This is a genomic window from Rhizobium sp. USDA 3886 (assembly GCF_056279785.1).
On record NZ_JBWCDC010000002.1, the window covers coordinates 218,836 to 245,596 of the forward strand.

24 protein-coding genes and 4 pseudogenes are annotated in these 26,761 nt (G+C 58.1%); 15 read left to right on the forward strand and 13 right to left on the reverse strand.

The genetic code is table 11. From position 1 onward, the window contains the following. Window positions 1-251: 251 nt before the first annotated feature. A complete protein-coding gene (locus ACZ9BX_RS21260; protein WP_027511244.1) occupies window positions 252-917 on the forward strand; it encodes a TetR/AcrR family transcriptional regulator in 666 nt (221 codons plus the stop codon). 241 nt (window positions 918-1,158) lie between these two features. Here the strand turns inward: ACZ9BX_RS21260 and ACZ9BX_RS21265 are convergent, their stop codons facing one another. After that, window positions 1,159-1,776, reverse strand: coding sequence for a TetR/AcrR family transcriptional regulator (locus ACZ9BX_RS21265; RefSeq protein WP_027511245.1), 618 nt, complete (start codon window positions 1,774-1,776; stop codon window positions 1,159-1,161). 102 nt (window positions 1,777-1,878) lie between these two features. On the opposite strand from ACZ9BX_RS21265, the gene ACZ9BX_RS21270 reads away from it, so the two are divergent. From ACZ9BX_RS21270 to ACZ9BX_RS21300, 7 genes and pseudogenes are all read left to right on the forward strand, one after another. Beyond that, window positions 1,879-2,955 (forward strand): efflux RND transporter periplasmic adaptor subunit, encoded by a 1,077-nt coding sequence (locus ACZ9BX_RS21270; protein WP_027511246.1) that lies wholly within the window; start codon window positions 1,879-1,881, stop codon window positions 2,953-2,955. After that, window positions 2,952-4,037, forward strand: coding sequence for an efflux RND transporter periplasmic adaptor subunit (locus tag ACZ9BX_RS21275; protein WP_132568675.1), 1,086 nt, complete (start codon window positions 2,952-2,954; stop codon window positions 4,035-4,037). The genes ACZ9BX_RS21270 and ACZ9BX_RS21275 overlap by 4 nt, the downstream gene beginning before the upstream one ends. Further along, window positions 4,034-7,105 carry an efflux RND transporter permease subunit gene (locus ACZ9BX_RS21280; RefSeq protein WP_132568674.1) on the forward strand — a complete coding sequence of 1,024 codons (3,072 nt, stop codon included), beginning with the start codon at window positions 4,034-4,036 and terminating at the stop codon, window positions 7,103-7,105. The genes ACZ9BX_RS21275 and ACZ9BX_RS21280 overlap by 4 nt, the downstream gene beginning before the upstream one ends. 116 nt (window positions 7,106-7,221) lie before the next feature. Next, complete coding sequence (locus ACZ9BX_RS21285) at window positions 7,222-7,839, forward strand: TetR/AcrR family transcriptional regulator (RefSeq protein WP_027511249.1); 618 nt, start codon at window positions 7,222-7,224, stop codon at window positions 7,837-7,839. 6 nt (window positions 7,840-7,845) lie between these two features. Next, window positions 7,846-8,985, forward strand: a complete 1,140-nt coding sequence (locus ACZ9BX_RS21290; RefSeq protein WP_132568672.1) for an alpha/beta hydrolase — start codon at window positions 7,846-7,848, stop codon at window positions 8,983-8,985. Between the two features lie 300 nt (window positions 8,986-9,285). Beyond that, window positions 9,286-9,422, forward strand: a pseudogene (locus ACZ9BX_RS21295) (transposase); the annotation flags it as partial. 195 nt (window positions 9,423-9,617) lie between these two features. Next, window positions 9,618-10,073 carry a hypothetical protein gene (locus ACZ9BX_RS21300; RefSeq protein WP_156915304.1) on the forward strand — a complete coding sequence of 152 codons (456 nt, stop codon included), beginning with the start codon at window positions 9,618-9,620 and terminating at the stop codon, window positions 10,071-10,073. A 268-nt stretch (window positions 10,074-10,341) separates the two neighbouring features. Here the strand turns inward: ACZ9BX_RS21300 and ACZ9BX_RS21305 are convergent, their stop codons facing one another. The 7 genes from ACZ9BX_RS21305 to ACZ9BX_RS21335 all read right to left on the reverse strand — a co-directional run bounded on the left by ACZ9BX_RS21305 (window position 10,342) and on the right by ACZ9BX_RS21335 (window position 16,298). After that, a complete protein-coding gene (locus tag ACZ9BX_RS21305; RefSeq protein WP_027511253.1) occupies window positions 10,342-11,265 on the reverse strand; it encodes a LysR family transcriptional regulator in 924 nt (307 codons plus the stop codon). 30 nt (window positions 11,266-11,295) lie between these two features. Then, window positions 11,296-12,144 (reverse strand): ABC transporter substrate-binding protein, encoded by an 849-nt coding sequence (locus ACZ9BX_RS21310; protein WP_165928342.1) that lies wholly within the window; start codon window positions 12,142-12,144, stop codon window positions 11,296-11,298. A gap of 109 nt (window positions 12,145-12,253) precedes the next feature. Beyond that, on the reverse strand, window positions 12,254-13,015 hold the full coding sequence (locus ACZ9BX_RS21315; protein ID WP_027511255.1) for an ABC transporter permease: 762 nt from the start codon (window positions 13,013-13,015) through the stop codon (window positions 12,254-12,256). Beyond that, the gene (locus ACZ9BX_RS21320) at window positions 13,012-13,818 is read right to left on the reverse strand and encodes an ABC transporter permease (RefSeq protein ID WP_051336656.1); all 807 of its coding nucleotides are present in this window, start codon (window positions 13,816-13,818) and stop codon (window positions 13,012-13,014) included. Before ACZ9BX_RS21320 ends, ACZ9BX_RS21315 begins: the two co-directional genes overlap by 4 nt. Beyond that, the gene (locus ACZ9BX_RS21325) at window positions 13,815-14,627 is read right to left on the reverse strand and encodes an ABC transporter ATP-binding protein (RefSeq protein ID WP_245505961.1); all 813 of its coding nucleotides are present in this window, start codon (window positions 14,625-14,627) and stop codon (window positions 13,815-13,817) included. Before ACZ9BX_RS21325 ends, ACZ9BX_RS21320 begins: the two co-directional genes overlap by 4 nt. Window positions 14,628-14,655: 28 nt before the next feature. Next, on the reverse strand, window positions 14,656-15,282 hold the full coding sequence (locus tag ACZ9BX_RS21330; protein ID WP_132568669.1) for an alpha/beta hydrolase: 627 nt from the start codon (window positions 15,280-15,282) through the stop codon (window positions 14,656-14,658). Between the two features lie 2 nt (window positions 15,283-15,284). Beyond that, window positions 15,285-16,298, reverse strand: coding sequence for a VOC family protein (locus tag ACZ9BX_RS21335; protein WP_027511259.1), 1,014 nt, complete (start codon window positions 16,296-16,298; stop codon window positions 15,285-15,287). Between the two features lie 149 nt (window positions 16,299-16,447). Here ACZ9BX_RS21335 and ACZ9BX_RS21340 point away from each other — a divergent pair, with 149 nt between their 5' ends. Next, complete coding sequence (locus ACZ9BX_RS21340) at window positions 16,448-17,185, forward strand: GntR family transcriptional regulator (RefSeq protein ID WP_051336660.1); 738 nt, start codon at window positions 16,448-16,450, stop codon at window positions 17,183-17,185. A 172-nt stretch (window positions 17,186-17,357) separates the two neighbouring features. Next, window positions 17,358-18,139: pseudogene (locus tag ACZ9BX_RS21345) on the forward strand (fumarylacetoacetate hydrolase family protein). Between the two features lie 123 nt (window positions 18,140-18,262). Here the strand turns inward: ACZ9BX_RS21345 and ACZ9BX_RS21350 are convergent. From ACZ9BX_RS21350 to ACZ9BX_RS21365, 4 genes and pseudogenes are all read right to left on the reverse strand, one after another. Continuing rightward, window positions 18,263-18,595, reverse strand: a complete 333-nt coding sequence (locus tag ACZ9BX_RS21350; protein ID WP_027511260.1) for a hypothetical protein — start codon at window positions 18,593-18,595, stop codon at window positions 18,263-18,265. 11 nt (window positions 18,596-18,606) lie between these two features. Continuing rightward, window positions 18,607-19,464 (reverse strand): dioxygenase family protein, encoded by an 858-nt coding sequence (locus ACZ9BX_RS21355; RefSeq protein ID WP_425299067.1) that lies wholly within the window; start codon window positions 19,462-19,464, stop codon window positions 18,607-18,609. Between the two features lie 97 nt (window positions 19,465-19,561). Further along, entirely contained in the window at window positions 19,562-20,623 is a 1,062-nt protein-coding gene (locus ACZ9BX_RS21360) for a maleylacetate reductase (protein ID WP_132568668.1), read from the reverse strand. Window positions 20,624-20,669: 46 nt separating this feature from the next. Next, window positions 20,670-20,894 (reverse strand): annotated as a pseudogene (locus tag ACZ9BX_RS21365) (tetrahydrofolate dehydrogenase/cyclohydrolase catalytic domain-containing protein); the annotation flags it as partial. A gap of 535 nt (window positions 20,895-21,429) precedes the next feature. Here ACZ9BX_RS21365 and ACZ9BX_RS21370 point away from each other — a divergent pair. The 5 genes and pseudogenes from ACZ9BX_RS21370 (at window position 21,430) to ACZ9BX_RS21390 (ending at window position 25,891) form a co-directional block, all read left to right on the forward strand. Next, complete coding sequence (locus ACZ9BX_RS21370; RefSeq protein ID WP_087001708.1) at window positions 21,430-21,846, forward strand: MarR family winged helix-turn-helix transcriptional regulator; 417 nt, start codon at window positions 21,430-21,432, stop codon at window positions 21,844-21,846. Then, on the forward strand, window positions 21,806-23,611 hold the full coding sequence (locus ACZ9BX_RS21375) for an FAD-dependent oxidoreductase (RefSeq protein ID WP_132568666.1): 1,806 nt from the start codon (window positions 21,806-21,808) through the stop codon (window positions 23,609-23,611). Before ACZ9BX_RS21370 ends, ACZ9BX_RS21375 begins: the two co-directional genes overlap by 41 nt. Window positions 23,612-24,097: 486 nt before the next feature. Next, window positions 24,098-25,045: an SDR family oxidoreductase gene (locus ACZ9BX_RS21380; protein WP_132568665.1), complete on the forward strand. Its 948-nt coding sequence runs from the start codon at window positions 24,098-24,100 to the stop codon at window positions 25,043-25,045. Between the two features lie 224 nt (window positions 25,046-25,269). Further along, a pseudogene (locus ACZ9BX_RS21385) lies at window positions 25,270-25,411 on the forward strand (FAD-dependent oxidoreductase); the annotation flags it as partial. Window positions 25,412-25,711: 300 nt separating this feature from the next. Beyond that, window positions 25,712-25,891 carry a DUF1028 domain-containing protein gene (locus ACZ9BX_RS21390; RefSeq protein ID WP_245505963.1) on the forward strand — a complete coding sequence of 60 codons (180 nt, stop codon included), beginning with the start codon at window positions 25,712-25,714 and terminating at the stop codon, window positions 25,889-25,891. A 343-nt stretch (window positions 25,892-26,234) separates the two neighbouring features. Here ACZ9BX_RS21390 and ACZ9BX_RS21395 read toward each other — a convergent pair whose 3' ends face one another. Further along, entirely contained in the window at window positions 26,235-26,687 is a 453-nt protein-coding gene (locus ACZ9BX_RS21395) for an SgcJ/EcaC family oxidoreductase (protein ID WP_260308610.1), read from the reverse strand. Window positions 26,688-26,761 lie beyond the last annotated feature (74 nt).

Here is a 26,761-nt window from a genome sequence, read left to right on the forward strand (position 1 = left end):
TGCTGACAGGCCGCTAGAGGTCTTCAAGCGGCCATCGGTTCTCCAGGACTGTCGGCGGTGCCCGACGGTCGCCGGTCGGCGGTAAGCTGGCGATGCCATTTTTTAAAAGGTGGTCCGGCTGTTGATTATGGGATGGCCCGCCCTTTCGAGGCATCGAATATGATGTCTCGTCATTGAAGGAGGAGGAACTGATCCGTGATGTTTTCGATTTTGGGCATCGACATAGGAAAGACTTCTACGGAGTTCGAAAAATGTTGATACCGGGTCTTGAAGCCGACCTAGCCCATGTCCCTGGCACACGCTCGGAGCGCAAGCAGACCGCTATCGTCGGCGCCGCGGCCGAAGTCTTTCTCAGCACTGGCTATGCCGGAGCCAGCATGGACGCAATCGTCAGCCGATCTGGCGTATCCAAGCAGACGGTCTACAAGCACTTCTCAAGCAAGGAGGCGCTGTTTGTCGCGGTGATGAGTCAGATGACGGGCGAGGCAGATACTGCCGTTCGCATAGGCCTCCCCAAAGTGGAAGACCGCGCTCAGCTCAAAGCCTATCTCCTCGCCTATGCCGTTCGGCAGCTCACCATCGTCCTCATGCCCGGGCTGATGCAGTTGCGCCGGCTTGTGATTGCGGAGGCGCAGCGGTTCCCGGAGCTAGCCAAGGTGCTTTACGCGCGGGGCTCTGCAAGGGAGCTTGAGGTCTTGGCTAGCGCCTTCGAACAATTGGCCGACGAGAACCTGCTGCAGTTCTCCGACGCAACGGTCGCCGCGTCGCAGTTCAACTGGCTAGTGATGGCGGACCCGGTTAACCGGGTGATGATGCTGGGAGGCGAGGCGATTCCGACCCAGCAGGAGATTCGGCGGCACGCCGAGGCGGCCATCGCCACATTCCTTGCCGCATTCCTGCATCCAGACCAGCGATGAAGTGGAGCATGCCCAAGCGCCAGTGTCAGCTTTGGCGTCTTTTTCCGGCTGGCTGCTTTCACATCGTGCGGTTCCTGCTCTGTCAGACGAGGGTGCGATCGACCTTCCCAAAAGCACATTTTACTACCGGAAGTAGGCCAGAGCCATTCGCCGCCATAGCGGCTTAGTTCAATCCCGAATCCGGTTACGTGCGACACGCTTTAGGCCGGTTGCGCGGCATGTTCGGCACCACCCGCCTCCCCTAGCCCGTCAGCCCTTTCAGCACCATTCTCAGGTGCTCATCACGAAAGGAACGTCGATCCATGGTATGGCGATCATCGAAAATGAGCCGGATGATTATCATTGCCAGCGCGGGCGCCATAATGACATCAGCAAACTCGGCGGGTTTTTGAGGGAACTCCTTCGCCGCTGCCCCCTCGTCCAAGATTTCCTGAATCTTCTTCAGGATGGGCGCGATGAACTCCCGATGATGCCGATCGATCAGATCCGGAAATCTTGCCCCTTCAGCTATAACGAATCTCAGCAGCTCCCTGGTCTTCCGGTTATCGACAAGCTGACCATAGAGAAGTTCCAGGAATTGCTGCAGCCTTTCGGCTGACCGTCCCTTCAGGGTCACGGATGTCTCCAACACCTCTTTGAATGGTGTCGAAATATGCTGGATCATTGCTTCAAAGAGCTTCTCCTTGGTCTCGAAGTAAACATAAACCGTGCCTTTGGTGACGCCAACCCTGTCGGCGACATCCTCTACCCTGGCTGCCGAATAGCCGTTCTTGACGAATTCCTCGAACGCCGCCTCAAGGATTTGCAGCGGTCGCAGTGTCTTCTGTTCAGCGCGTGTCAGTTTCTTTTCTTCGGGCATTTTTACTTCCTCCACGAGTTGGCGTGGTCAATTTCGTCAATCTATTGACTAATGCGTCAGTCAATTATATAGACGCCGCCATGGACAGCAAGAGGTCTTCCAATGAAACGCATTCTTGCCGCGACGGCGCTTTCTAGCGTCGCTGTACTATCATCATGCAGCGAACAACAAGGTCCGCAGGAAACAGCCCCGAGACGAGTAGCGGTTGTTACGGCAACGGAACAGCCGCTGATCCAAGGCGGGACGATCACAGGCGATATCCGCGCGCGGGTGCAAAGCGACCTGTCATTCCGGGTGAGCGGCAAGATCATCGAGCGCCTTGTGGATGTCGGAGCGGCGGTCAAGGCCGGCCAGATCCTCGCCCGCATCGACGCGGAGGAGCAGCGAGCCGATCTCGAAGTCGCTGTGGCGAATTTGGAAGCAGCCGAGGCGCAACAGACCCAGGCGCAACTCGCCTTCGATCGCCAGCAGAATCTGTTTCGGACGCAGGTTACAACTCGCGCCGCGCTTGACCAGGCCCAGGAGGCTCTGCTTACGGCACAGGGGAGTGCAAAGTCGGCGCAGGCACAGCTGGAAACCGCCCGGGACGCGCTCTCCTTCACCGAGCTCCGCGCTGACGCCGATGGCGTGATTACCGCCCGCAATGCCGAGGTCGGTCAAGTAGCTCAAGCCGCGCAGGTCGTCTTCACACTTGCCCATGACGGCCCCCGCGACGCCGTCTTCGAGGTCGTCGAGACGCTCTTTTTAGGGCGGGAGGTAGAGCCATCGGTGACCGTCAAACTGTTATCGGACCTATCGCGTCAAATCGATGCCAAAGTGCGGGAGGTTTCTCCGACAATTGACCCCTCCACCGGGACGATCAAGGTCAAGCTTAGCTTGAACGGCAACACGTCGATGCCACTCGGAGCTCCTGTTGCCGGATCTTTCCGGTACAAGCCACTCAGCATGATCCAGCTTCCATGGTCTGCGATGGCCTCCAAAGGCGGCATGCCTGCGGTCTGGGTGGTGGACCCCCGATCCGCCAAGACTGCGCTGCGAGCAATCGAGATCGAAGGGTATCAGACCAACAACTTCACTATCAAAGCGGGCGTGTCGGCCGGCGACATCGTCGTCTCGGACGGCACAAAGTTCCTCAGGCCGAACGAGATCGTTTCGTATGACGGGGGAGCTGTAAAATGAGCACTCGCATTAAGTTGGTCGCCCTGCTGCTCGCTACAACGGTCCTCGCGTCGTGCCAAAAACAGGAGGAAGTGGCGCAGGACGTTCCTCGTCCGGTGCTTTCCATCGCTGCCAAGCAGACGCCCGTCGCCTCGCTTCGGCTGACGGGAACAGTCGAGCCAAGAATAGAGACCGAGCTTGGCTTTCGGGTGCTCGGAAGAGTTATCGCCCGGAATGTCGGCGTCGGAGATCTCGTGAAGAAAGGCGATATCGTCGCAGCGATTGATCCATTGGCACTTGAGCTTGCGGTTCGCAGCGCGCAATCGGACCTTTCGAATGCGCAGGCTCAACTCCGCAACGCCACCACCACCGAGCAACGCCAAAGGGCCCTCGCTCAAGCTCGCTCCGGTACCGAAGCTGCGCTGGAAGAGGCGGAACAGGGGCGACGCAGTGCAGCGGCAAGCGTTGCGAAAGCACAGGCCAATCTCAATAAGGCTGAAGAGCAGTTTGGCTACGCACAGTTGCATGCCGAATTCGATGGCGTGGTCACCGCCACATCAGCGGAAGTCGGTCAGGTCGTATCTGCTGGGCAGGTCGTCGTTACGATCGCCCGACCGGACGAGCGCGACGCCGTCGTCGATGTTCCTCAAGGCGCGGCGGAGCGTTTGAAGGCGGGAGAGCCGTTCGAGATTACCCTGCAACTCGACCCGACCATTCGTACAAGCGGCGTCATACGGGAGATCGCCCCAGAGGCCGAAACGGCGACACGCACACGCAGGACAAAGATCAGCCTCGTTGATCCCCCGGCGGCATTCCGATTGGGCTCGATCATCACAGCCGCTGCAACCATCTCAAACGAACCGCAGGTCCTTTTGCCGGCTTCCGCGGTGCTGCAGAAGGAAGGATCGATGAGCGTCTGGCTTGTCGATGCGGCCGATAAGAAGGTCACGCTTCGGGAGGTAAAGATCGACGGCCAGATCATCGCCGGTGAGATGGTTTGGGTAGTGCAAGGCGTTGCACCAGGCGATCGCATCGTCGTCGCCGGTGTCCACAAATTGAAAGATGGCCAGACCATCAGAATTGACCAGGAGATCAGCGAGTGAAGAAGTTCAACCTTTCCGACTGGGCGCTCGAGCATCGTTCGCTCGTCTGGTACTTCATGCTGGTCTTCGTTCTTGCCGGAACATTCTCCTACCTCAATCTTGGACGTGAGGAAGACCCGAACTTCACCATCAAGACGATGGTGATCAACGCACGGTGGCCAGGTGCGTCAGCGGAAGAAGTAGCTCGCCAGGTCACAGACAGGATCGAGAAGAAGCTCGAGGAGCTCGACAGCCTCGATTATCTCCGGAGCCAAACCGTCGCCGGCCAGACGACCATATTCGTCGAACTGCTCCCCACAACCAAGGCGCGGGACGTCGAACCCATATGGGTCCGAGTCCGCAACATGATTGGCGATATAAAAGGTGAATTCCCAAGCGGAGTGGTCGGGCCGTTCTTTAATGACCGCTTCGGCGACGTCTTCGGAAACATCTACGCCTTCACCAGCGATGGTTTGACACAAAGGCAGCTCCGCGACCTAGTCGAAGATGCTCGCGCTAAGGTGCTAACCGTCGAGAATGTCGGCAAGGTTGACGTGATCGGGGCACAGGACGAGGCCGTCTATCTCGAGTTTTCGACGCGTCAGATCGCGGCGCTTGGGATCGACCGTCAATCCATCATTGAGACGCTTCAGGCACAGAACGCGGTAACGCAATCTGGCTTCGTCAATGCCGGGCCGGAACGTGTCGCTCTGCGGGTGGGAGGGCAGTTCACGTCCGAGGAGAGCCTGAGGTCGATAAATCTGCGTGTCAACGACCGTTTCTTCCCGCTGACCGATGTTGCCACGATCAGGCGCGGATACGTGGATCCTCCGTCATCGCTGTTCCGGTTCAACGGCCAGCCGGCGATCGGCCTGGCCATCGGGATGAAGGCCGGGGCCAATCTTCTTGAGTTCGGCGAAGCGCTTGATGCCCAGATGCAGCGGATTGTTGCCGACCTGCCTATCGGGGCGGACGTGCACCGCGTGTCAGACCAGCCGGCGGTCGTTGAAGAGGCTGTTTCAGGGTTCACGACCGCGCTGTTCGAGGCAATCGCCATCGTCCTCGTCATCAGCTTCATCAGTCTCGGACTTCGGGCTGGCATGGTGGTCGCGATCTCCATCCCGCTCGTGCTCGCCATCACTTTCGTCTACATGGAATATTCCGGTATCTCGCTGCAGCGTATTTCGCTCGGTGCGCTGATCATCGCCCTTGGCCTTCTCGTCGACGATGCCATGATTGCGGTGGAGATGATGGTTGCGCGGCTCGAGGCCGGTGACGACCTGAGAAAAGCGGCGACCCATGTTTACACCTCGACTGCCTTTCCAATGCTGACAGGTACCCTGGTGACCGTCGCCGGTTTTATTCCCGTGGGTCTGAATAACAGCGCAGCAGGCGAGTTCACCTTCACGCTGTTCGTCGTCATCGCCGTCTCGCTTATTGTATCCTGGATAGTCGCAGTCCTTTTTACGCCTCTTCTGGGCGTGGCGATCCTACCCAAAACCATGAAATCACACCACGAGAAGAAGGGGCGTTTCGCCTCAGCCTTCTCCTGGCTACTTGGTCTGGCTATGCGGTGGCGATGGGCCACGATCGTACTCACCATTACCGTGTTTGCGGTCTCCATCGGCGGCCTCGGATTGGTGCAACAGCAGTTCTTCCCAGCATCCGACCGTGTGGAGTTGATCGTCGACTGGAACCTTCCGCAGAACAGCTCGATCGCCGAGACCAACAGACAGATTACAAAGTTCGAACAGGAGATGCTGGCGAAAAACCAGGACATCGAGCACTGGACGAGCTATATCGGTGAAGGAGCACCCCGCTTCATCCTGTCCTTCGACGTTCAGACGCCTGACATCACCTTCGGTCAGACGGTCATCGTCACGAAAGGCCTGGACGTCCGTGACAAAGTGCAGGCAGAACTACAGGACTACCTGACGAAAACTTTCCCTGGGACAGATGCCTTCGTGAAGCTGCTGGACATTGGCCCGCCGGTCGGAAAGCCTGTGCAGTATCGCATCAGCGGTCCGGATATCCAGAAGCTCCGCGAGTTATCGCAGCAGTTCGCATCGATCGTCGGCGGCCATCCGCTGCTTTCCAACCTGATCTTCGACTGGAACGAGCCGTCGAGAGTGGTCAAGGTCGATGTCCTCCAGGACAAGGCGCGCCAACTTGGTGTTTCATCCGAGGATATCGCAACAGTGCTGAATAGCATCGTCGAAGGATCCTCTACCACGCAAGTGCGCGACAACATCTATCTGATCGACGTGATCGGGCGGGCGGCAGCATCCGAACGAGGTTCGATCGAAACGCTGCAGAACCTGCAGTTGCCGGGATCGAATGGAAAATCCGTGCCGCTGTCGGCTGTCGCCAACTTCCGCTATGAACTCGAACAGCCGACCATCTGGCGCCGCGACCGGATCCCGACCATCACCGTCAAAGCGGCGGTCGTCGGTCCGACCCAACCCGCTACGGTCGTTGAGCAGCTGCGGCCGCAGGTGGAGGCGTTCCAGAAGGGCCTCCCCGTCGGCTATAGTGTGGAGATCGGTGGATCCGTGGAATCGAGCGCAGACGCCCAGGGGCCGATCGTCGCGGTTGCTCCGCTGATGCTATTCGTCATGGCGACGATCCTCATGATCCAGCTGCAGAGTTTTAGCAGGCTATTCCTGGTGTTTGCAGTCGCCCCGACGGCGCTCATCGGCGTGGTCGCTGCCCTGCTCCTCAGCAATGCGCCGATGGGCTTCGTTGCGATCCTCGGCATTCTTGCCCTGATCGGCATCCTGATCCGAAACTCGGTCATCCTGGTTGTCCAGATCGAGAACCTCCGAAAAGAAGGTGTACCGGCATGGCGGGCCGTCATCGAAGCGACCGAGCATCGCATGCGGCCGATCATGCTGACCGCCGCCGCCGCTACTCTGGCTCTGATCCCGATTTCCAGGGAGATCTTTTGGGGACCGATGGCCTACGCCATGATGGGGGGCATCGTCGTCGGAACCGCACTCACTCTCCTGTTCCTGCCCGCGCTCTACGTCGTTTGGTTCCGCATCGCCCAGGATGAAGGCGCTCAGGCCGACAGCACCGTAGAGGCATGAGGTCGACCTTCGGGGCCCATCTCATTCGATGGCCACGATGGCGGTCGCAACGCGCGTTCATATCAAAGGTGCTATTGGCGCCGTGCAACGCCATGCGAGGCAGGAGCAGAAGCGACATGGTGATTGATGGAATAGGTAGGCCAAAACGCCCGAGAGCCAACGCCGAGATGATCATCGAAGCCTCGGAGCATCACTTTCGGCAGCGCGGCTTTGACAAGACGACCGTCGCGGATATCGCCAAGGGCCTCGGAATGTCACCGGCGAATATCTACCGTTTCTTCCATTCAAAGGAAGAGCTGCGGCGGGCGGTTTTCGGCCGCACCCTCGATACCGCCTACTCCAGAGCGCTCTCAATCTCTAAGTTGCCGATCGGCGCGGCCTCTCGGATCAAGAGATACCTTAAGCTGCAGCACGCGATGAGCATCAATGTCATCGCCTATCATAGGACCGTGCACGAGCTCATCCTTCTGAGCTTCAACCGCGACCGTGATCTCGTCGACGGTCACATCGCACGCGTCAGTGACGTGCTGGCAGCCGTCATCGCAGACGGTATCGATAGGGGCGAATTTGCACCCCAAGATCTCAGCCGATTGCCCACGATCTTCATCATGGCGACAATAAAAATTTGGCATCCGTTGCTGCTTTCGACCTGCCGGAACGATCGTCCTGATGAGCTTTTGGACATCCTGTGCAATGCCCTGAAACAGCCAATTCCTTTGGCCCCTCTGAAGTGAGCTTTCATGACAGAACCTTCTTCAAAAGAGACTTCGAGCGTGACGTCTCAAGTTATGATTGCTGTCGGCATGCTGTTTCTGGCGGGTTGCACCACGAGGCCTTCTCCAGATGTCCTGCATCCGGTTCAGCTGAACCAAGCCATTTCCCAGCCCGTGAAGATTCTGGTTGCAACGAACAGAACCCGGGACGCCACGCGGGGCGGATTCGGCGGAACGTGGTCCGGGGAACTGGCATACGAGCAGTATGAGTTTTCGGTGCCTCCCGACAGGAAAAACGCCACGATTATTTACCCAACGTCGATCCCAAACGGCGAGCGACAATTTATAGTCATCGGGCGCAAGCAACTGCCGAAGAAAGCGTTTGTGCAAGAGACGATACGCTCGTCGAAATTTGACGGCACCGTCGGGATATTTGTGCATGGTTACAACTACAGCTATCAGGAGGCGCTGTTCAGGACGGCGCAGCTAGCCGCAGACGCAAAAGTGCCGGGCACTCTTGTCCTATTCTCCTGGCCCTCGGCAGCAGCTGTCGCCGGATATATCGCCGATCGGGACGCGTCCTTGTACTCGCGCAGCGATCTCGACTCTTTGGTAAAGTCACTTTCGGAGTCGGAAAGGGTGAAACGTATCATCCTCTTCGGACACAGCATGGGCGGGTTCCTGATCATGGAGGCAGTACGCCAGCTTAAACTGCAGCACCGCGAAGATGTGATCGACAGGCTTGTGGTGATCTTAGGCGCGCCGGACATCGATGTGGATGTATTCCGATCGCAGCTAAAGGATATCGGCAAAATGGCCACGCCAATAACGCTTCTTGTCTCCAAGGATGACCGGGCACTCACAGCCTCGAGCCTTATAGCAGGGGAGCGGCCACGTGTTGGCCGCTTGAATATCGACGATCCCATCATCAAAGAGGCCGCTGCCAAAGAGAGGCTGCGGGTGATCGACATCACCTCCACCCATGGATCTGACGGATTGGGGCACGATCGGTACGCGTCGCTTGCCAAATTCGGCGCACAGCTTGCCACGTTTGAAAGCAGCAGGCGGTCGACCGTCGGCGACGTTGGTGCTTTTGTCTTGGATGCGGCCGGCACTGTGGTGGCAAGCCCATTCCACTTGGCTGGACATATAGTGGGCACACGGTGAAGCCGCCCGTGCGCCAAGCCCGCTGCACCGGTTAGCTGAGGGCCGAGGCCTCCGGTGTTCAAATCCTGGGCGCATTCGTCAAGCACCACGAACAGTCGCTGGCGCGACCCCAGAGGTGCGGACTGCCGAAACCACGACGTAGCTTCAACCAGTTCCGCGAACGCGCCCAAGGTGGAACGGCTAGACGAACAGATTTTAAGGGCGTTTACCAGCTTTGTGTCAGGAACAAATCGAAGGCCCTGAATAAGCCCCTAGATTTGTAGACGCCTCCTTCCCTAAATTTGAGGTAAGGAGGCCTTCATGGGCAAAGGCAATTTCAGCGACGATTTCAAGCGTGATGCGGTGCGTCAGATCACGGAACGGGTTATTCGGTTGCGGAGGTTTCGCAACGGCTCGGCGTGTGCCAGCATTCGCTCTACGAGTGGAAGAAGAAGTTCGCCACGACAAACACCAAGGCCAGTTACGAGTCCGAAGAGATCAAGCCGCCGGCTTGAGCAGTCGCTGGTCGTCGTGCCGGCCTTTGCGGACTGAGTATCTTCGCTGATCAGGATCGCCACCATCATATCGGCTCTTTGCCGCGTAGCTGCGGGCGCCATTACGAGCAGCCGCGTGACGCGCCGGCCGAGATCGGCGTGCAGATCCGGCGCCGCTGCCGCGTCTCGGCCATAGGCGTCATTGACCCTGGCATTTATGCCGACCAGATGATGTCAGGCATCATCTTCGGATTTTCAACTGCAATGGGTCAGGCCACCACCCTCAAAGACGGGCGCGTCGTGCAGGCCAACTTCGACGAATTCGATGCCGCGCGAATGGCGCAATGCCCGGAAATCGAGCATCCTGGAACATTCGACTCGGATCGGCGGTGCAGGAGAGTGCTGAGTCCCGCCATCGATTCCCGCATTGGCGAACGCGATCCATGCCGCCACGGGAAAGCGGTTGCGCAAGGCGCCATTCAGTCTCGAATTTTAGCTTTGCATGACGGTGCAGGCGCTGGCACGAATCGCCATCTAGAGAGACCTCAAGACATCAGTGCTGACAGGCTGGCAAAGGCGATTGCCGCATCGACCGGTGCGCTGACCTCGACCTAGATCGCCTGCCCATTCGGCTAACGGATGATCTGCTCGAGCAGGACCTTATCCACTCCCTGTGCTCGTATCGTCCGGAAGAACAAGTTACGGGACAATCATCACTCCTTGCCATGACCCGGCATCTGATGGAAATCTCCCGAACCTGATCCGGTCGAAAACCTCTCGCTCTTAATGCGTGAAAACTGCCTCTTCAAACGAAGACATTGTCGATCATTGCTGCGGGGCTTGAAGTGTTTTGCTTGCTGCCACTCGGGCCCGCGGAATCCACCTAGCCGGAGCGGCCGAATCCTACTTCACGCTGGTACACATCCTTAAGTATGGAAACGAACGTGCGCGTCAGCCGCGTGTGAGGGCCGATCCGGATGGTGCCGATCGACCGCCGCTCCTGCTTCAATGGAAACCGGATTCTGACGAGCTTCCCGTTCGCGAGTTCGGGGCTAACGTGATGCGTCTGAAACGCGGACAGAAAGCGGGAGTTCTGTGTAATAGCCCGCCGTAATGGGATCATGTCGACCTCTATTGCTATATCCGGCCCAGGGATACCGGATTCTTCAAATACTGCTGCAATCAAGCGAGTGATGGAAACATCAGTCGGGCCAAGAGTCCATCTTGCGGAGGCTAGATCCTCGACGGACGGTGCTGGATTCTCGGCAAGGGGATGCAATGGGCTCGCAAAGATCGCGACTTCCTCATCCGCGAGCACATCCTGAACCAGCCCTTCCGCCTCTGTGCCCATCAACGTGTAGTAGAGCACGATATCAAGAGCGTCCTGCTGTAAAGCCTGCAGCATCTCGGTCGCCGATCCGAACCGTAGTTCTACGCGGAATTCCGGATGCTTCTCGACCAAGCTCACGATGCTGTCGCAGAAAGCCATAAGGGGATGGACCATGACAACACCCACTCTCAGGAGTTGGGCGGACGCATCTTGATGGGTCTTGATGAATGTCTCTGCTCGTCCAACCTGTCGCTTGATGTCATTCGCGTGCGCGAACACCAGTTCGCCGAAGGCCGTGAGTTCAATCCCCTTGGGACTTCTCGTCACCAGTGTACCGCCGAGCCTCGCTTCGAGATGCTGCAGTGTCCTGGTCAGGGAGGATTGCGAGACATTGAGAGCATGGGCAGCACGGTTGATGCTGCCCAGCTCTACAATCGAATGGAAGGTCATGAGGCCGTTAAGAGTCACCCAATGCATGTGCCTTGCCTAGCTCCCAACAGCACTTTCTTATTTCACTATTAATGACACATCGCCATCGATGAACTTATTCCTTTTCATGATGTCGTTCCAGGCCTTGACCTGGGCCTCGGTGACGTCGATCGAATAGTTGGAGAACGGGACGTTCTTCATCCCTTCCGGCGGCAGTTTTAGGTACTTTGCAGCAATTTCGCGGGATTTTTCCGAATTGCTTTTGATGAAGTTGTTCGCTTCGTTAAGCGCTTCTTTGAAGTCCGCTACGGCCTTCGGGTTCTTAGCGATCCAGTCCTCTGTCGTCGTGTAGACGTTGGAAAGGAGACCGTCTGGGAAGTCGCCGACGTACCAGCGATAAGCCTTGCCAACACCCGCTTCTTCAATACGTGAGATGAAGGGCTGACCGATAGTCGACGCATCGATCTGGCCGTTGCGCATCACGTCTCCGACCTGCGGGAAACCGACTTCAACGTAGGTCACCTTCTCCGGGTCGACCTTATTGTCTGCCAGCCACTGGCGGAAGAGCACGTTAAAGTAACTTCCGAGTGCGCCAGATGCGACACGCTTCCCAACGAAATCGGCAGGGGAATTAATGTTCACGCCGTTGCGCACGACGATGGCGCCGTTCGGATTGGCGTTGGTGACAAACGTGCCCCCAGAGATGATCTTTATCGGAAAGCCGCCCGTCCTGGACTGAATGAGGATGGGAGCGGCAACGGCGCCTACCTGAAGGCTGTCCGCGAGGAGCGCAGGCGGCATGGACTGGCTGTTCGGCATCTGAGTGATCGTCACGTCCAGGCCGCGCTTCTCGAAAAAGCCTAGGTCCTTTGCGACGAAGGCGCCTAGGCAATCGATGACCGGTGTAAAGCCGACGTTGATCTTCACCGGGGATTGCGAGAATGCCGGTGTCGCCAAGCCTAGGGCAAATGCAACTGCGAGAACTGTCTTCCTCATCTTTCTTTCCTCCTCAAAGATGTTTGCAATGCCAGGCTGATCAGGTTTTCCGCCACTTCAGGAGATGTTTCTCCAACTGGGCGACGAGCATGGCGGACAGGTAGCCGAGCAGACCGAGTAGCATTACACCTGCGAACAGGTCCGGCGCCTTGAACAGTCGTGCCGACGATAGGATGAACTGGCCGAGACCTTCGCGGCCAGAGAGCATTTCGCCAACGACCGACAGGATCAGTGCGTAGGTGAGGCTGATGCGTGCGCCCGCAATGATGTCAGGAAGGGCATTCGGCAGCGCGATCTTCCAGATGAAGCCCGCACGGCTGAGCTTCAGGATTCGCGCAACCTCGGTCAGACGGGGCTCGATGGAAGAGAACCCATGAATCGTTGCGAGCAGCGTCGGCCACAGCGCAGCGAAGCCAATCACCGTGAGAACCATGGTCTCTGTAAGACCCAGGATCGGAATCATGACCGGAATGACAGCGGATGCGGGCATCGGCCGGAGGTATTCCAGCATGGGCTCGAGGTAGGACCGCGCAGCCCTCGAGATGCCTATGATCGAGCCGAGCACGACCCCGAGGAGTGATGCTAGCCCCCAGCCGTAGATCATCCGCTCGACCGTGCTCATCATTCGGTCCAGCAGCAGGCCGTTCGAGAAGCCGTTGATGAGCGAATTCATGGCCCGCTGGGGGCTGGGCAGATAGATCGGGGAGATCAGGCCGAGGTTGGCCTGGATCTGCCATATCGCCACTACGAGCGCCGCGAAGACGAAGCCGCCGATGCGCCAGATGAGTCGGTTATCGGTCATTTCGCTGCTCCGATCGAGGCGGCAGGACCGAAGAAGCGGTGCTGTGCGTACACGAGGATCGCATTCAGCGACCAGCCAATTAAGCCGATCCAAACAAGATATGCGAGCGTCAGCTGGGGACGGAGTGACTGGCTCGCCGACATCATCTCGAAGCCCATACCCAACGGATTGGCGGTGACTTCGCAGGTGACGGCGACAACGAGCGCCAAGCCTGCTGCCAGGCGGAAGGCGACGAATATGCGCGGCAGCGCCGCCGGGAGAATGATCTTGAACGTCCGGTCAATCAGACCGAGCTGGAGGACTTTCGCGACCTCCATGAGACGCGGCTCGACGCCCATGACCGCTGTGCGCGTCAGGATGAAGATCGTCCAGGTGCAACTGAACGCCACGCAGGCGCTCTCCAGCCTGTAGCCGAAGCCGAAGATGAGGATCATCACCGGGATCAGCGCGGACGACGGGATTGGCCGAAGCGCTTCCGTGGTGACATCCAGCACGTAGTCCAGTCGCCAGAAGAGGCCCCGGAACACTCCCATGACGAGACCTATGACCCCAGCGATGGCAAGACCCAGCATGGCTGCCGAGAGTGTCTGGCCGGTCGCCTGCAGGATCTCTCCGCTCGCAAGGCCGCGCACTAGAGCAACGGCGACTCCGCCCGGAGCAGCAAGACTGTCACTCTGGAAGCCGCCCACCCGGAACGCTAGCTCCCACGCCGCCACGAGGATCACTGGAATAACCAGTCCACGAGGGAAGGTGAAGCGAGGCGCGGCGGCCTCATCTTCTATTGTCACGGTGAGCTGGCTCATGCCTCGGCCTCCTGGATGAAGTCGAACAGCTTTCGGCGCAGACGCAGGAATTCGGCGTCCTCGCGCGAGGTGAGCTGGTTGCGCGGCCGTGCAAGGGAGACACCAGTTTCGATCCCGACGCGGCCGGGGTTCGGCCGCAGGCCGATGACGCGGTCGCCGAGATAGACGGCCTCTTCGAGATCGTGCGTGACGAAGAAGACCGTCGTACCGGTGCTTGCAACGAGTTCAAGGATTTCGTCCTGCAGTGCCTGCCTCGTCATCGCGTCGAGCGCGCCGAAAGGCTCATCCATAAGCATGACGGCCGGAGACTGCGCAAGGCAACGTGCGATCTGAAGCCTCTGCTGCATGCCACCTGACAGTTCGGACGGGTACTTCGCCCCCTGCTCCCCGAGGCCCACCTTCGCGAGCAAGTCCTCTATGATGGTCTTCCGTCGCTCCCTGGGGGTGCCGTTCGCTTCAAGTGCGAGCTCGACATTTCCGTACGCGTTGCGCCAAGGAAGCAGCGCCTTACCATAGTCCTGGAAAACGACGGCGACATCCTGGCGCGGTTCCAGGACCGCCTTGCCGTCGATCTTGACCGATCCGCTGGTGGGCTGGATAAGGCCTGCCACAGCGCGGAGCAAGGTCGTCTTGCCGCATCCAGAACCACCGACGATGCAGAGGAACTCGCCCTTTGCGATTTCGAGATTGATTCCTGTGAGGATCGGGCGGCGTCCGAGGCTGATGTGCACGTCTGACAGGGATATCAGCGTCTTCGCACCATCGGGCTTGTTCCGGCTACCGGGTAAATCGAGCATTTGCGCTTGCATTGCACCTCCCACTAGCCGACAAAGTCGACTAAATCATCTTTAGCCATCCCTGGATGGCGGCTTCGTCTCCCGTCACGAGCCTGTGGCCAGCGGCGGCGATCATCGTAAGATCGACACGAGCCCCGGCCGCCCTGAGAGCGTCAGTGAGCCTGAGGATTTCGTCGGGCTTCACCGTTTCGTCTGACATTCCCCCGACCACCAGCACCTTCGTGCCGCCGATCGAAGCGGGCGTCGCGTTCCTGAATGGAATCGCAGGACGCAGCAGCACGGCCGCGCTCAGAGGCGGATCGCCTCGATACAGTGCCGCCGTGATGATGTTCGCGCCATTCGACAGTCCAAGAGCGACTGGAGGCCGCACACGATGGGTCGAAATGAACTGGCGCAGAAACTCGTTCAGGTCATCCGCTCTCGTCGCGAGGTCGGCTTCGTCGAACCGGCCGGCTCCAAGCCGCTTGAAAAAACGAAGCTTGCTATCCTCAACGACTTGACCTCTGAGACCGACGACCGCTGTCCCAGGTGCCACGGTGTTCGCAAGCGGCACGAGTTCACCCTCGTCGCCGCCGGTCTTGTGGAAGACCACGATCGGACGACTGTCCCTCTCCAGCGTCTCGAAGGTATGATATTCGAATCCCTGCAACGTCAGGCGCTCGGTCATGATCACTCCGCGACCTTGAGCGGGCGGTTCGCGAGAAAGTCCTCGAGGCTACGGAGCTTCGCCGCCGTGCCCTTGCCCTCGATTTCGACGCCCTCGAACTTGGACGCCTCGTACAACCAGCTCTTCGGTGCAGGATATTCCCAGGAATGCCGGTTGCCGCGATGCCACCGCATGGGGACATCTTCCGCGTCCCCCATCTGGATCGGCGGAGACATGATCTCCACCCGGTGACCATCGGGATCCCGGAAATAGACATAGAGCGCATGGCCCTCGCCATGCCTTGCCGGTCCACGCTCAAGGTTCGACGCATAGCCCAGCGAGCCACCGGTATCCAGTGCGCGGAAGAGGAACGTCGAGTCCGCAACGATGTAGGCGAAGTGGTGGAGAACCGGACCCGGCCGGGTCAGAAATACGATGTCGTGGGGATTGTTCTTCCGGTACATGAAGATGCCGAGCGGTTTTTCGTCATGCTCGCCGTCGACGAAGTAGTCGGAAATCCGGAAGCCGAGGTCCGTATAGAACTCGCTCGCCTTGGCGACGTCGGGCGCAAGCAGTTGAACGTGATCGTAGCGGAGTGCCGCCCCTCCCTTCTGGACATGGAACTGGTCATGCAGCCGATGCTGTGCGGGCATGGTCGCGCAGAACTCAAGCGGCACGCCCATGCTGTCCGGCACGTGCAGGGTCCGGCCCTGATGGGGAACATCGACGAAAGCGGGATTGCGGCCTGATCCTGAGAAGTGGTCGAACGCCCGATCGAGTTCGGCCTCGCTATCGACTCGAAATCCGAGCCTGAGACATGACGGCTGGTCCTTCTTCTGGACCAGGGTCAGGCTATGGTGAGCACTTTCCTCGACACCACGAAGGTAGGCGACATCATCGCCTTGGGCCGAAACGACGAGCCCGATCACCTCAGTATAGAAGGCAATGCTAGCCTTCAGGTCCGAAACAGCCAGCGATATGTGGCTCGCTCGTCGAATTGAGAATGCAGGCGACCTGTTGGTAGTCGGTACGGTCATTGACAAGGACCCTCTCATTAGCAGCTTATCTATATCGATATTCTTGCCTTCTGCAAGAGATATCGATAAAAGTGATTTTGTCGATGTTTTCTTGACAGCGCCGAAAATCTGGTTGAAATGACGCGAGCAATTATCGGGAAGGAATATCCGTGGCAGGGACTTCGAAAACACCGAAGGAGAAAAACTCCTCGGTCTCTCAGACGACGACCGTCCTTGAGCAGATCCGCAGCGACATCCTTCACGGCGCGCTGGAACCCGGTTTGAAGCTGAAAATAGAACTGCTGACTGAGAAATATGCGACGGGCGCCAGTCCGTTGCGCGAAGCGCTCTCGATCCTCTCGACCACAGGTCTCGTTGAGCGCATGGAGAACCGCGGTTTTCGTGTCGGCGTTGTCAGCGCCGAGCACTATGCCGAGATCCTTTGGACCCGCTGCTTCGTCGAGGAACGCGCGATCCGCGAAGCTGTCCTGCATGGAGGCGTGGAATGGGAGGAGAAAGTTGTATTGGCGCAGTACCATCTCCAGCGCGAGTCCGACCGGCTCGACGCGGACGATGACGACGCATTGAAGCAGTGGGAGCGCGCTCACGAGGAGTTTCATTCAGTCCTCATCTCTGCATGCCCTTCGAAGTCACTGCTCCGCTTCTGCGAGCAGCTCTACAACGAGAGCAACCGGTACCGCTACATCGCCCGCCTTGGCCGCGGCTCGCGCTCGGGCGCGGTGGAGGAGCACAAGCGGATCGCGGACGCCGCGCTCAAGCGTGACGGCGATCTCGCCGGAAGCCTTCTCGTAGAACACTATCGGCACACGGGCGACCTTTTGAAGGCGAACCTCGAAGGATTCGATCCTCATGCAGGAATGAGACCAGCACTCAAGATCACCGAATAGAGATAGGGATGGAAAATGCGCATTTGCCGTTTTGACGACAATCGGGTTGGCGTTGTGGAGGGTGATGAGATCGTCGACGTCTCCGCGATCGTAGACCGGCTCCCCGCCTGTGAAATGGCCCTACCCTCGTGGCGACGCATTCATCGCTAACCTCCCGGATCTGGTTCCGGAGATGCGCAATCTCGCCGCCGACGGCCGCCGCGTTAAGCTGGCGGACGTGAAGCTCCTCAGCCCAGTCGCGCAGCCCGTCAAGATCGTGGCCGCGCCCGTCAACTACAAGCTTCACCTTGAGGAGTCGCGTGCCGACCAGGGCATCCACTTCGGTTCGCACGTCAAGACGATCGAGGAATGCGGCGTCTTCCTCAAGGCAACCAGCTCCATGATCGGCGCCGCGGAAGCCGTCGTATCCGACCGTTCCGACCGCCGCACCGATCACGAGATCGAACTGTGCTTCGTCATCGGAACGAGGGGCCGGCATGTTCGCGAGGAGGACGCCCTCGACTACGTGGCAGGATTCATGATCGGCCTGGACATGACGATCCGCGGTCCCGAGGAGCGTAGCTATCGCAAGTCGCGTGACACGTTCACGGTCTTCGGTCCTTGGCTCGTGACCGCTGACGAATTCGGCGATCCCTCCGATGTCGACTTCGAACTCAAGATTGGGGGTGAGCGCGCCAGAAGGCCAACACCCGCGATCTGATCTTCGACTGCAGGAAGCTGATCGCTTACGCATCCGAAGCGTATACGCTCGAGCCTGGCGACGTGTTCATGACGGGCACGCCAGAGGGCGTTGCACCCGTAGAACCGCGTGACATCCTCAATTGCCGGATCGACGGCATCGGTGAAATGAACGTCGCCGTGCGGGCGGCCCGATATGCTCGCTTTGAAGGATGCTCGGGAAATCGCGTCCGCAGCTGCGACGCACGGTCTACGACAGGCGCGATTTACGCCTGACATAAACCGCCCCTTGCGCTTGAAAGAGCGATAGACAGGCCCGCGCGCCGATGCCTCGCAAAAGATCCAGAACATCGTACGGCTGATAAAGCCTGCAGTGCCGCCGCCTCGGCTCTATTCACATTATTTTAATGCTATGTAGGTCGTTGGATCAAGAAGAACCATCCGAACGGCGACATGCGTTCCTGCAGCTTCGCCGACCAATCGCTGAATCTCCTCTGCGAGGTCTTCGAGTCTTTTGCGAGTGCGCTCTGGTTTAGGCAGAATAGCAAGCTCAACATTCACGCTCGGGAGACCGGCCATAGCATACACCGGCATGATTGCGAATTGGCAAGCGGTCATTTCCACCTGCAACCTCGCGCAGAGCACGTTACCCAACGCCGCCAGAGTTGCTTGGATATCGAGACGGACTTGCTCAGGCAGGCTATGATCCAGGTAAATCTTCACATTCGGCATCGGAATGTCTCCTATATGGGGTTGAGGACGAAATTGAACGGTGAACGCCATTCGGTTTCTCCGTCCACGACACGTTCATATGGCGCTATCAAGGTCTCTTTGACGCCAAACACCGCATCAGATGAAAGGTAGACGTCGTCTCCAACGAAGGTATGGGTTACGACCTTCTGGAAGCCTGTCGCAATGACGATATAATGCATATGCGCCGGCCTGTAGGGATGCCGGCCGAGATGGTTCAACATCTGGCCGACCGGGCCGTCGTCTGGAATAGGATACGATACGGGCTTGATCCCGATGAAACTGTAACGGCCATCGGCGCCGGTCACAAAAATACCGCGGTTGTTCCACTGGGGCTGAAGCGCAGGTTGCTGCACATCGTAATAACCATCAGCGTTATCCGACCAGACATCGATACTTGCACCTTGGACCGGATGACCATCCAGATCGGCAACTATTCCCTCGAAAAGACAGCTTTCGCCCTTGCCGTCTAGCGTAATGCAATCCCCCATCTTGCGATGAGGCGCTCCAGCCACATGGAACGGCCCAAGCACGGTATTTTCCGTGGCGCCTGGCTGCCTGCGGTTGTTGATGGCATCCACCAGCATAGAGACCCCAAGAGTGTCAGATAGGAGAATGAACTCCTGCCGTTCTTCTGAACAAATCCTACCGGTTTCGGTGAGAAACCGGATCGCAGCTTCCCATTCCTGCTGCGAAATACGGGCCTCTTTAATGAAAGCGTGAAGATGTTTCACAAGCGAGCTCATAATCTCCCTCAGACGAGGATCGATGTCAGCGGCCATCCGCTCGTTCACTCCCTCGACCGAGGCGCCTTCCGTGAAATAACCTATCAATGCTGTTCCTCCCGTCATTGAAAGACTTCGTCTGATTCCGGCCTCGAGTTGCGTTGTCTGAACAGCGGCTGAGCCCAACTCTACGCATGATGCCATCGCCCAAGGGGCTCCTTCGCTACGAACTGGGCCTTACTCCTTTCCATGCCTTCTGAAGCAAGTCCCGGATTGCAGCGGGCTCCAGCGGGCGCGGATTCCAGTAGGGATTGCTCATGGCCATTTCCGCTGCTGTATCAAGATCTTGAGCGGTCACTCCTAAATCGCGGAGCCTCATCGGCGCGCCAATACCAAGCGCGAAATCATAAAGACCCGTACCAGCACGTCGCGCTCCGAGTATTTCCGCTACGGGTGCGAGCAGGTCCGGAACCGCTGCTTCTGTGTAGGCTATCGTGTGCGGGAGAAGAATGGCGTGAGTTTCCGCATGCGGCAGATCAAAGCTTCCCCCCAGCGTGTGACAGAGCTTATGATGCAGAGCCATTCCGACCGTGCCCAGAATGGCACCACAAAGCCAAGAACCGTAGAGCGCGTCTGCGCGGGCAGCGGTATCCTGCGGATTCGCGACTATTGCCGGAAGGGCTTTGTGGAGAGCGCCTATCCCCTCCAATGCCATAATCGAGGCTATTGGATTACGATCCTGAGCATAGAGACCCTCCACTGCATGCGCCATGGCATTGAGGCCGCTCGTGACACTCATTGCAATGGGCAGGTTGTAGGTTAGTTCGGGATCGTAGATGACTGTTTCAGGAAGTATTGAAGGGGCTCGAACCGTCGTTTTGATGCCATTTTCGGTCTGCCCGAGGATCGGTGTAACCTCCGAGCCTGCATAGGTCGTCGCGACGACAAGCTGTGGCGCATCGTTCCTATAGGCGATGGCCTTGCCCAGGCCGATCGTCGATCCTCCACCGAAAGAGACGATGCAATCCGCCTCAAGCTTGTCGTAGACCGAAATGGCCTCCATCGTCACTTCGACGGGAGTATGCATCGTTGCCCGCGTGAACACTCCGGCTGCAAGGGCTCCAAGCTTTTGAGCGAGCGCTTCAGCATCATTGCGTTGAAAAGGGGTCGACAGGATGAGCGCGCGGCTCGCGCCAAGCTGACGTATCTCATCAGCCAACTTGGAAATCGTTCCGCAACCGAAGATAACGCGCGCCGTATTACCGATGTATAGAAACTCACGCATGGCTCTCTCTCATGAGGACGGTCTGGCTGAGCTCATTTTGGTCTTCAAGCTCTTCCTGCGTCGTCTCTTCACCTAGGTTATGCTGGATCGAATTGAACCCGCACTGGTTGGCCATCTTGCTCGTGTGGTCCACATAGGCGTGGCTCGCCGGAGCGTCGCCGACGATGGCAACCACGAGCCCCGGCTGGACGCCCGTTTCCCTCTCAAGAGATCCGTTCGTCTCGGTTACTGCTGCAATCACGGATGCTGCCGCCTCTTTGTCATCGATCACTTCGGGCGGGATGAGCGCGGCGGTGAGACCTGTTCGGGCGCGATAATGCGGCGCCACCGTGTCATTGAAGAAATGGTCGACCAGATCATTGTTCTTTTCATCGACCATATTCTGCAGCGATTTGCCGCCGTTCGCCTTTACCATAGTATGCTCATCCTCCTCAGAATGTTAACATTCGTCCCGCACCACCCCTGGCGCAGGAGTTAAATCCCGACCGCCGTGCGCAAGACAGGCAGCGGCTCAGGTGCGCTCACGAAACTCAGACAGCAGGCGGCAACTGACGGACGAACCACAGGCCGCGCCAGCTCCTATCGGCGACAGCCTTTTCCAAGCATATTCTCCTCCTGCGGCAATGAACTTGCTAATCTATTTTAGTTCGGATACCTGACCATACAACTGAACCGTCAACACTGTCAATCACATTGACTCAGGGGCTGGAATTGCGCTGGAGACGTTTTATCTTCGCGGCGCATCATCGAGGATACCGAGCATGATTTTACGAAACGCATGGCGGCGGAACAACATCGGGCGTCGGATGAATGAGGCTGTCAGACTGTTCGAGGGCCGTATCATCGACAACTTGAGATCAAACGGTCACAGCGAACTTACCGCGGCTCATATAAATCTGACCCGTAATCTCGATGAGGACGGAACCCGCCTGACCGAATTGGCCCGGCGCGCCTCGCTAACGAAGCAGTCGATGAGCGAGCTGGTGGACCAGGTAGAGCAAACCGGGCTGATCGAAAAGCGTCGCGATCCGTCGGACGGCCGAGCTAAGCTTGTGTGCTTCACCGAAAAGGGACTGGAATGGCTCGAGGCTTTCCAGGAGAGCCTGGAAGTCGCTGAGAAAGAAATGCGCGACGAGCTTGGCTCGGCGATGGTGGATCTGATGATCGAGGTTCTCGGCAAATATGTTGAGAATCAGACAGTGGACACGAAGAGCCGCCAATAGATTGACATTAGTCCGGTTACCTTACTATATTTCTGCGATTGCGGAAAATGGGAGGTACGCCGTGACCGAGGAAGCTTATGATGTCGCTATTGCAGGCGGCGGCCCATTCGGCCTGATGCTCGCAAATGAGCTCGGGCGCCGAGGGATTTCGGCTGTCATATTCGATGAGAAGCCTTCGACTGCGGTCAATCCACAGGCAAACGCGACTCAGGCCAGAACGATGGAGCATTATCGGCGGCTAGGCTTTGCAGAGGAAATACGTGCTCTGGGTCTGCCAGGCGACTTTCCCACCGATATCGCTTATTTCACCCGATATTGCCGGCATGAACTTGCCCGTTTCCGGTTGCCCTCGGCAAAGGAAGCTCGCGAAAAGGTGACTACTCTGTCGGGGTCCTGGAGTGCGGCCGAACTGCCACACCGCGTCTCGCAAAAGTTCGTCGAGCAGGTTCTCCGCCGCCATGCCGAAGCGTTGGACGCCATATCGGTGAACTACGGCTGGCGTATTTCCGGATTCGACGACAATGGAGAGGGCGTTGTTGTCAAGGCGACGCGGACCGAAGATGGGGCCACACGTTCCGTCCGCTGCAACTACCTGATCGGGGGAGATGGGGCAAAAAGTTTCGTACGCAAAACCCTCGGCATTCGTTACGAAGGGGATGGCGGCGCCGTAAGAGACTTCTTTGGCGGCCGCATGTTTGCGCTCTATCTGCGATGCCCGCAGTTTTATGACGTTGTGCCGTTTCCTCCGGCTTGGATGAATGTCACCTTCAACTGCGATAGACGCGCCTTCATGGCGGCTGTGGACGGCAAGGGCGAGTTTGCGTTCCACACGCAACTACGGGACGGAGAAAAGGACGAGGACATTTCCGACGAGCAGGCACTCGCCATGTTCCAGTCGGCCGTCGGCTACCCCGTTCAGGCCGAAATCCTCTCTCGCGGAACGTGGATGGCTGGTTATGCCCTTGTGGCTGAGCGCTATCAGGTCGGGCGCGTCCTACTCGGAGGCGACGCTGTTCACCTTTTCACACCTGCAGGTGGTCTGGGCTACAACACGGCCATCGATGATGCCGTCAATCTTGGTTGGAAACTCGCCGCGGTGATCAAGGGAAAGGCGCCGCCCTCGCTGCTTGCGACCTACGAGATCGAGAGACGTCCCGTGGCTGTTCGCAATACCGGCTTCGCCAAGCAATTCGCAGAGTCAATCGGGAGCTATACCCCGAAGACCGCACTGGAAGACGACTCTGAGACGGGAACGGCGCTGCGCAAGGAAGCGGGCGGATACCTTGAAGCGCACGGGCGCGCGGAATTCAACATACCCGGCATTACTTTCGGCGCGCGCTACGATCCATCGCCAGTAATCTGCTCCGAGCCGCTCGCTCCGAATGCGGACCTTCCGAATGTCTACAATCCCACTGCCGCCCCAGGTGGACGCGCTCCACATCTTTGGTTGGATAACCGAGTCTCGCTGTACGATCGTTTTGGCTTTGAGTGGACGCTACTGCGACTTCAACCGTTTTCAAATCGTGGCGGGAAATTCATCGAAGCAGCTGCAAATGCGGGTATGGATCTGACGGTCCTCGATGTCGATTCGAACGATATTCTCGGTCTTTACCATCAACCCCTCATTCTCATCCGCCCTGATCAAGTCGTTGCTTGGCGCGGAAATGATGACATTGATGCGGCACACATAATTGATATTGTGACAGGGCGTCTGGATGCCAGAGAAGATGGTAAAGCCAACCAACAAGCCGAGGTAACCTTGTGAAGGGGCTGCTCCTTTGCCGATCAGGGGGCACAGGAGAGCATGAGTTCCAGTATAGTCAGGCGCACCCGTTTGCCACGTCGCCGTCTCTTCGCGCTTCCGCCTGCAAGGCGGCGATCCCCAGCAGTTTTGCAGCAAAGTCGGCAGCGTTGATACTCAACCTGCGTGCCTAGCCCGGCTTATTCATGAGGGTGCGGGTAACGGTCGGGTTCTGGAGCCGAGCGGCCCTGGCGGCGCGTGAACAGGACGGGCGCTGCCGCGGCGCCTGTTGCATCGCGGACGATCGTGAGGTTTGCGAGGTTGGTGGACGGAGCTCCGGGGTTCGGCGGCACGGCCGCGCCTACTATGTCGGAGCGGGCCTAAGCGCGCTTGCGATGGTCCTGAAGAGGGCGGCGTCGGGATAGGCGGATGCGAAGGCGATGCGGATCCGCCACATCACCATTTACTCATGCCAGCAAAAGTTCAGGTTCATTGTGAAAGGAAGGTTGAATGACCGATGCAAGAAAAAGAGACTGCTGGACAGCAGCCAACATCCCCTCTCAGCGCGGGCGCGTGATCGTTATCACCGGCACCGCTGGGCTAGGCTATGAATGTGCCTTAGCACTGGCGCGTGCTGGTGCGGAGATCATCTTTGCCGGGCGCGATAGAGTCAGGGGCGAGACTTCCATCGGGCTTATCCGCGAAAAAATCCCAGGGGCGATCCTTCACTTTGAACAGCTTGACCTTGCGGAACTCAGTTCTGTTGAGGCTTGCGGGGAACAGCTGCGGGCGCGATGTGAACGGATAGATGTCCTCATCAACAACGCTGCAGTGATAATGTCGCCGCGCCGCCAAGTGACGAAGGATGGTTTCGAGCTGCAATTCGGAACGAATTATCTCGGGCATTTTGCGCTGACAGCAAATCTGATGCCGCTTTTGCGCAAAGGGGATGATTCGCGCGTTGTTAACGTCTGTGCGCTCGCGGCTAACCGCGGGAAGATCAACTTTGACGACTTGCAGTCCGAACGGGAATACAAGCCAATGGCTGCATATGGGCAGTCGAAACTGGCGAACCTCATCTTTTCGATCGAGCTTCATCGCCGCAGCATGGCAGAACAATGGGGTATCCATAGCATTGCCGCCCATCCGGGCTTGGCGCGCTCGGACCTGTCGGCGCGGGGAATCAACAGATCAGAAGAAAACAAGGTGCCCCTCCTGTTTCGCTTGCTGGGGTCACTTGTCCTCCATTCAGGCGAACAAGGCGCTTTGCCGCTGCTTTTTGCGGCGACGGCACCGGAGGCGAAGAGCGGAATGTACTACGGTCCAGGTGGTCTTGGAGAAACAAAGGGTTTTCCTGCATCTGCTAAGGTTCCGCGTAGCGCACGAACAGAGAGCATTGCGACGCGGCTCTGGGACGTGTCGGAGCAGCTAACCCATACCCGCTATGATGCGTTATAGCTCCGAAGCGGAAGCGGGGGACTTTCTACCATGGAATTATCGCTTTTTAGATGTAGCGGTCAGCCGGAACTACAATAAAGAGGCGCTTTTTTCTGCTTCGTTGCAGGACTGGGTTCGCCCCCCCTTTCTACTTCAAAGCAAACGCTTACACCACTCCCGCCGACCCTTCAGTCCTGCTCCGGTGAATAAGCCGGGCTAGCCATTCATTGTATTTGCCATGAGTCGATGAGGTGGCCCGTCCGAAGCACCAGCGCGGCGTCTCCTCTGAAAACGGAGTCTACTTCCTCGGCCTTCCCTGGCTTTCCGGCCGAGGCTCTAGCTTCATCCGGTGACTGGCATGATGCCAAGGTTGTGGCCGGCCATATCCTCATCAAGGAGAATATCCGCCTACGCTCCACGGGGGCTGCTCGCCGCCGATTACCCCTGCCCCTGAACCGTCATCCTGCATTGCTTGCCTTATCCGATGGAGAAGAGAAACGAGAAGATGGAGCAGAAGCTAGGCAACGATCTTAGTCAGGCCGTCGTTGCGCGCGGCAGGATGATTTTCCTTCGCGGAAGTGCCCTCAGGATTTCGGCGCCGCAAAAGAACATCGGCAGCCACATACCGTCGAGGAACCCGGCGGCAAAGTGGAGCACGTCACCAAACTCGTTGTCTACGTGACCGACGTGCGCACCCGGGAGGCGGTCGACCGTGCAATGATCGCCGCCTTCGAGACTGTCGCCGGCCCGCTGGGGGACCGAATGATCACAGCGATGACGGCACCGGTACGCAACGGTGGTGAAGTCGGCCCGATTCATTCGGCAGGCCTCCTCATTATGGACAGCCAGAGCTGGCCCTATCCCTAACTGCGATTGGCCAGACGACGATTAACCCCGTAGCCGCTGTCGCGCACGCGCCTGGGAAATCTCAACCGCAGGCAAGCGACTATGCCACCCGTGCGTTCAATCCGTCTACGGCACCTTCCTACGGCCTTCTCATCGACGTCTGAACGATGATATTCCTGCTCCGGTCAGACGCCCTTTCTATGGCCCGCCTTGATGAGTTACGAACCAACGGCACCGCCATTCGTCGCAAGGAACGCAACATTCAATCATGGAAGAATCGTGGGCCGAGGGTCGCCTTGGCTAGTTTATTTTCTCAGTGCAAGGAGCTTGGGGAGCGCGAGACTACCCGACGCTCCCGTACATATTAGCCCGCGGGCTTCTCCGGCATAGCAGAGGAGTGATGTGACGAGATCAGCCACTTGCCGTCCTTGAACTCGTAGGTAAAGGTGTAGCGCGCCGGAACCTTGCTACCATCCTTCAAAGTGAAGGTATAGTTGCCGGTGTCGAGCGCTTCGTTGCAGCCAAGCTTGATCGTGCGGCTGTCGATTTCGCCGTACGGATGCTTCTTCAGGAAGCTCACGAAATAGTCCCGGCGCTCGTCTTGCGTCAGGCGCGGTTTGTTCGACAGTGTCGGCAGGAGGACTGCATCAGGCGTATAGTTCTCGACGACTTTTTCTGGATCCAGGGTTGCCAGCGAGGAGGTCCAGCGATCAAACAACTGCTCGACCTGAGGCTTGGTGATCGGCGCACATTCCTCTGCAAGAGCAGGCGTCGCCAGCAGGGCACTAACAAAAGCGGCAAGCAGATGTCTTTTCATTTCAATCTCCATCGTATGACATTATCTCTCCGGCGATTTTCTTGCCGGCCTGTCAGAGATGGTTTGCCGCGATC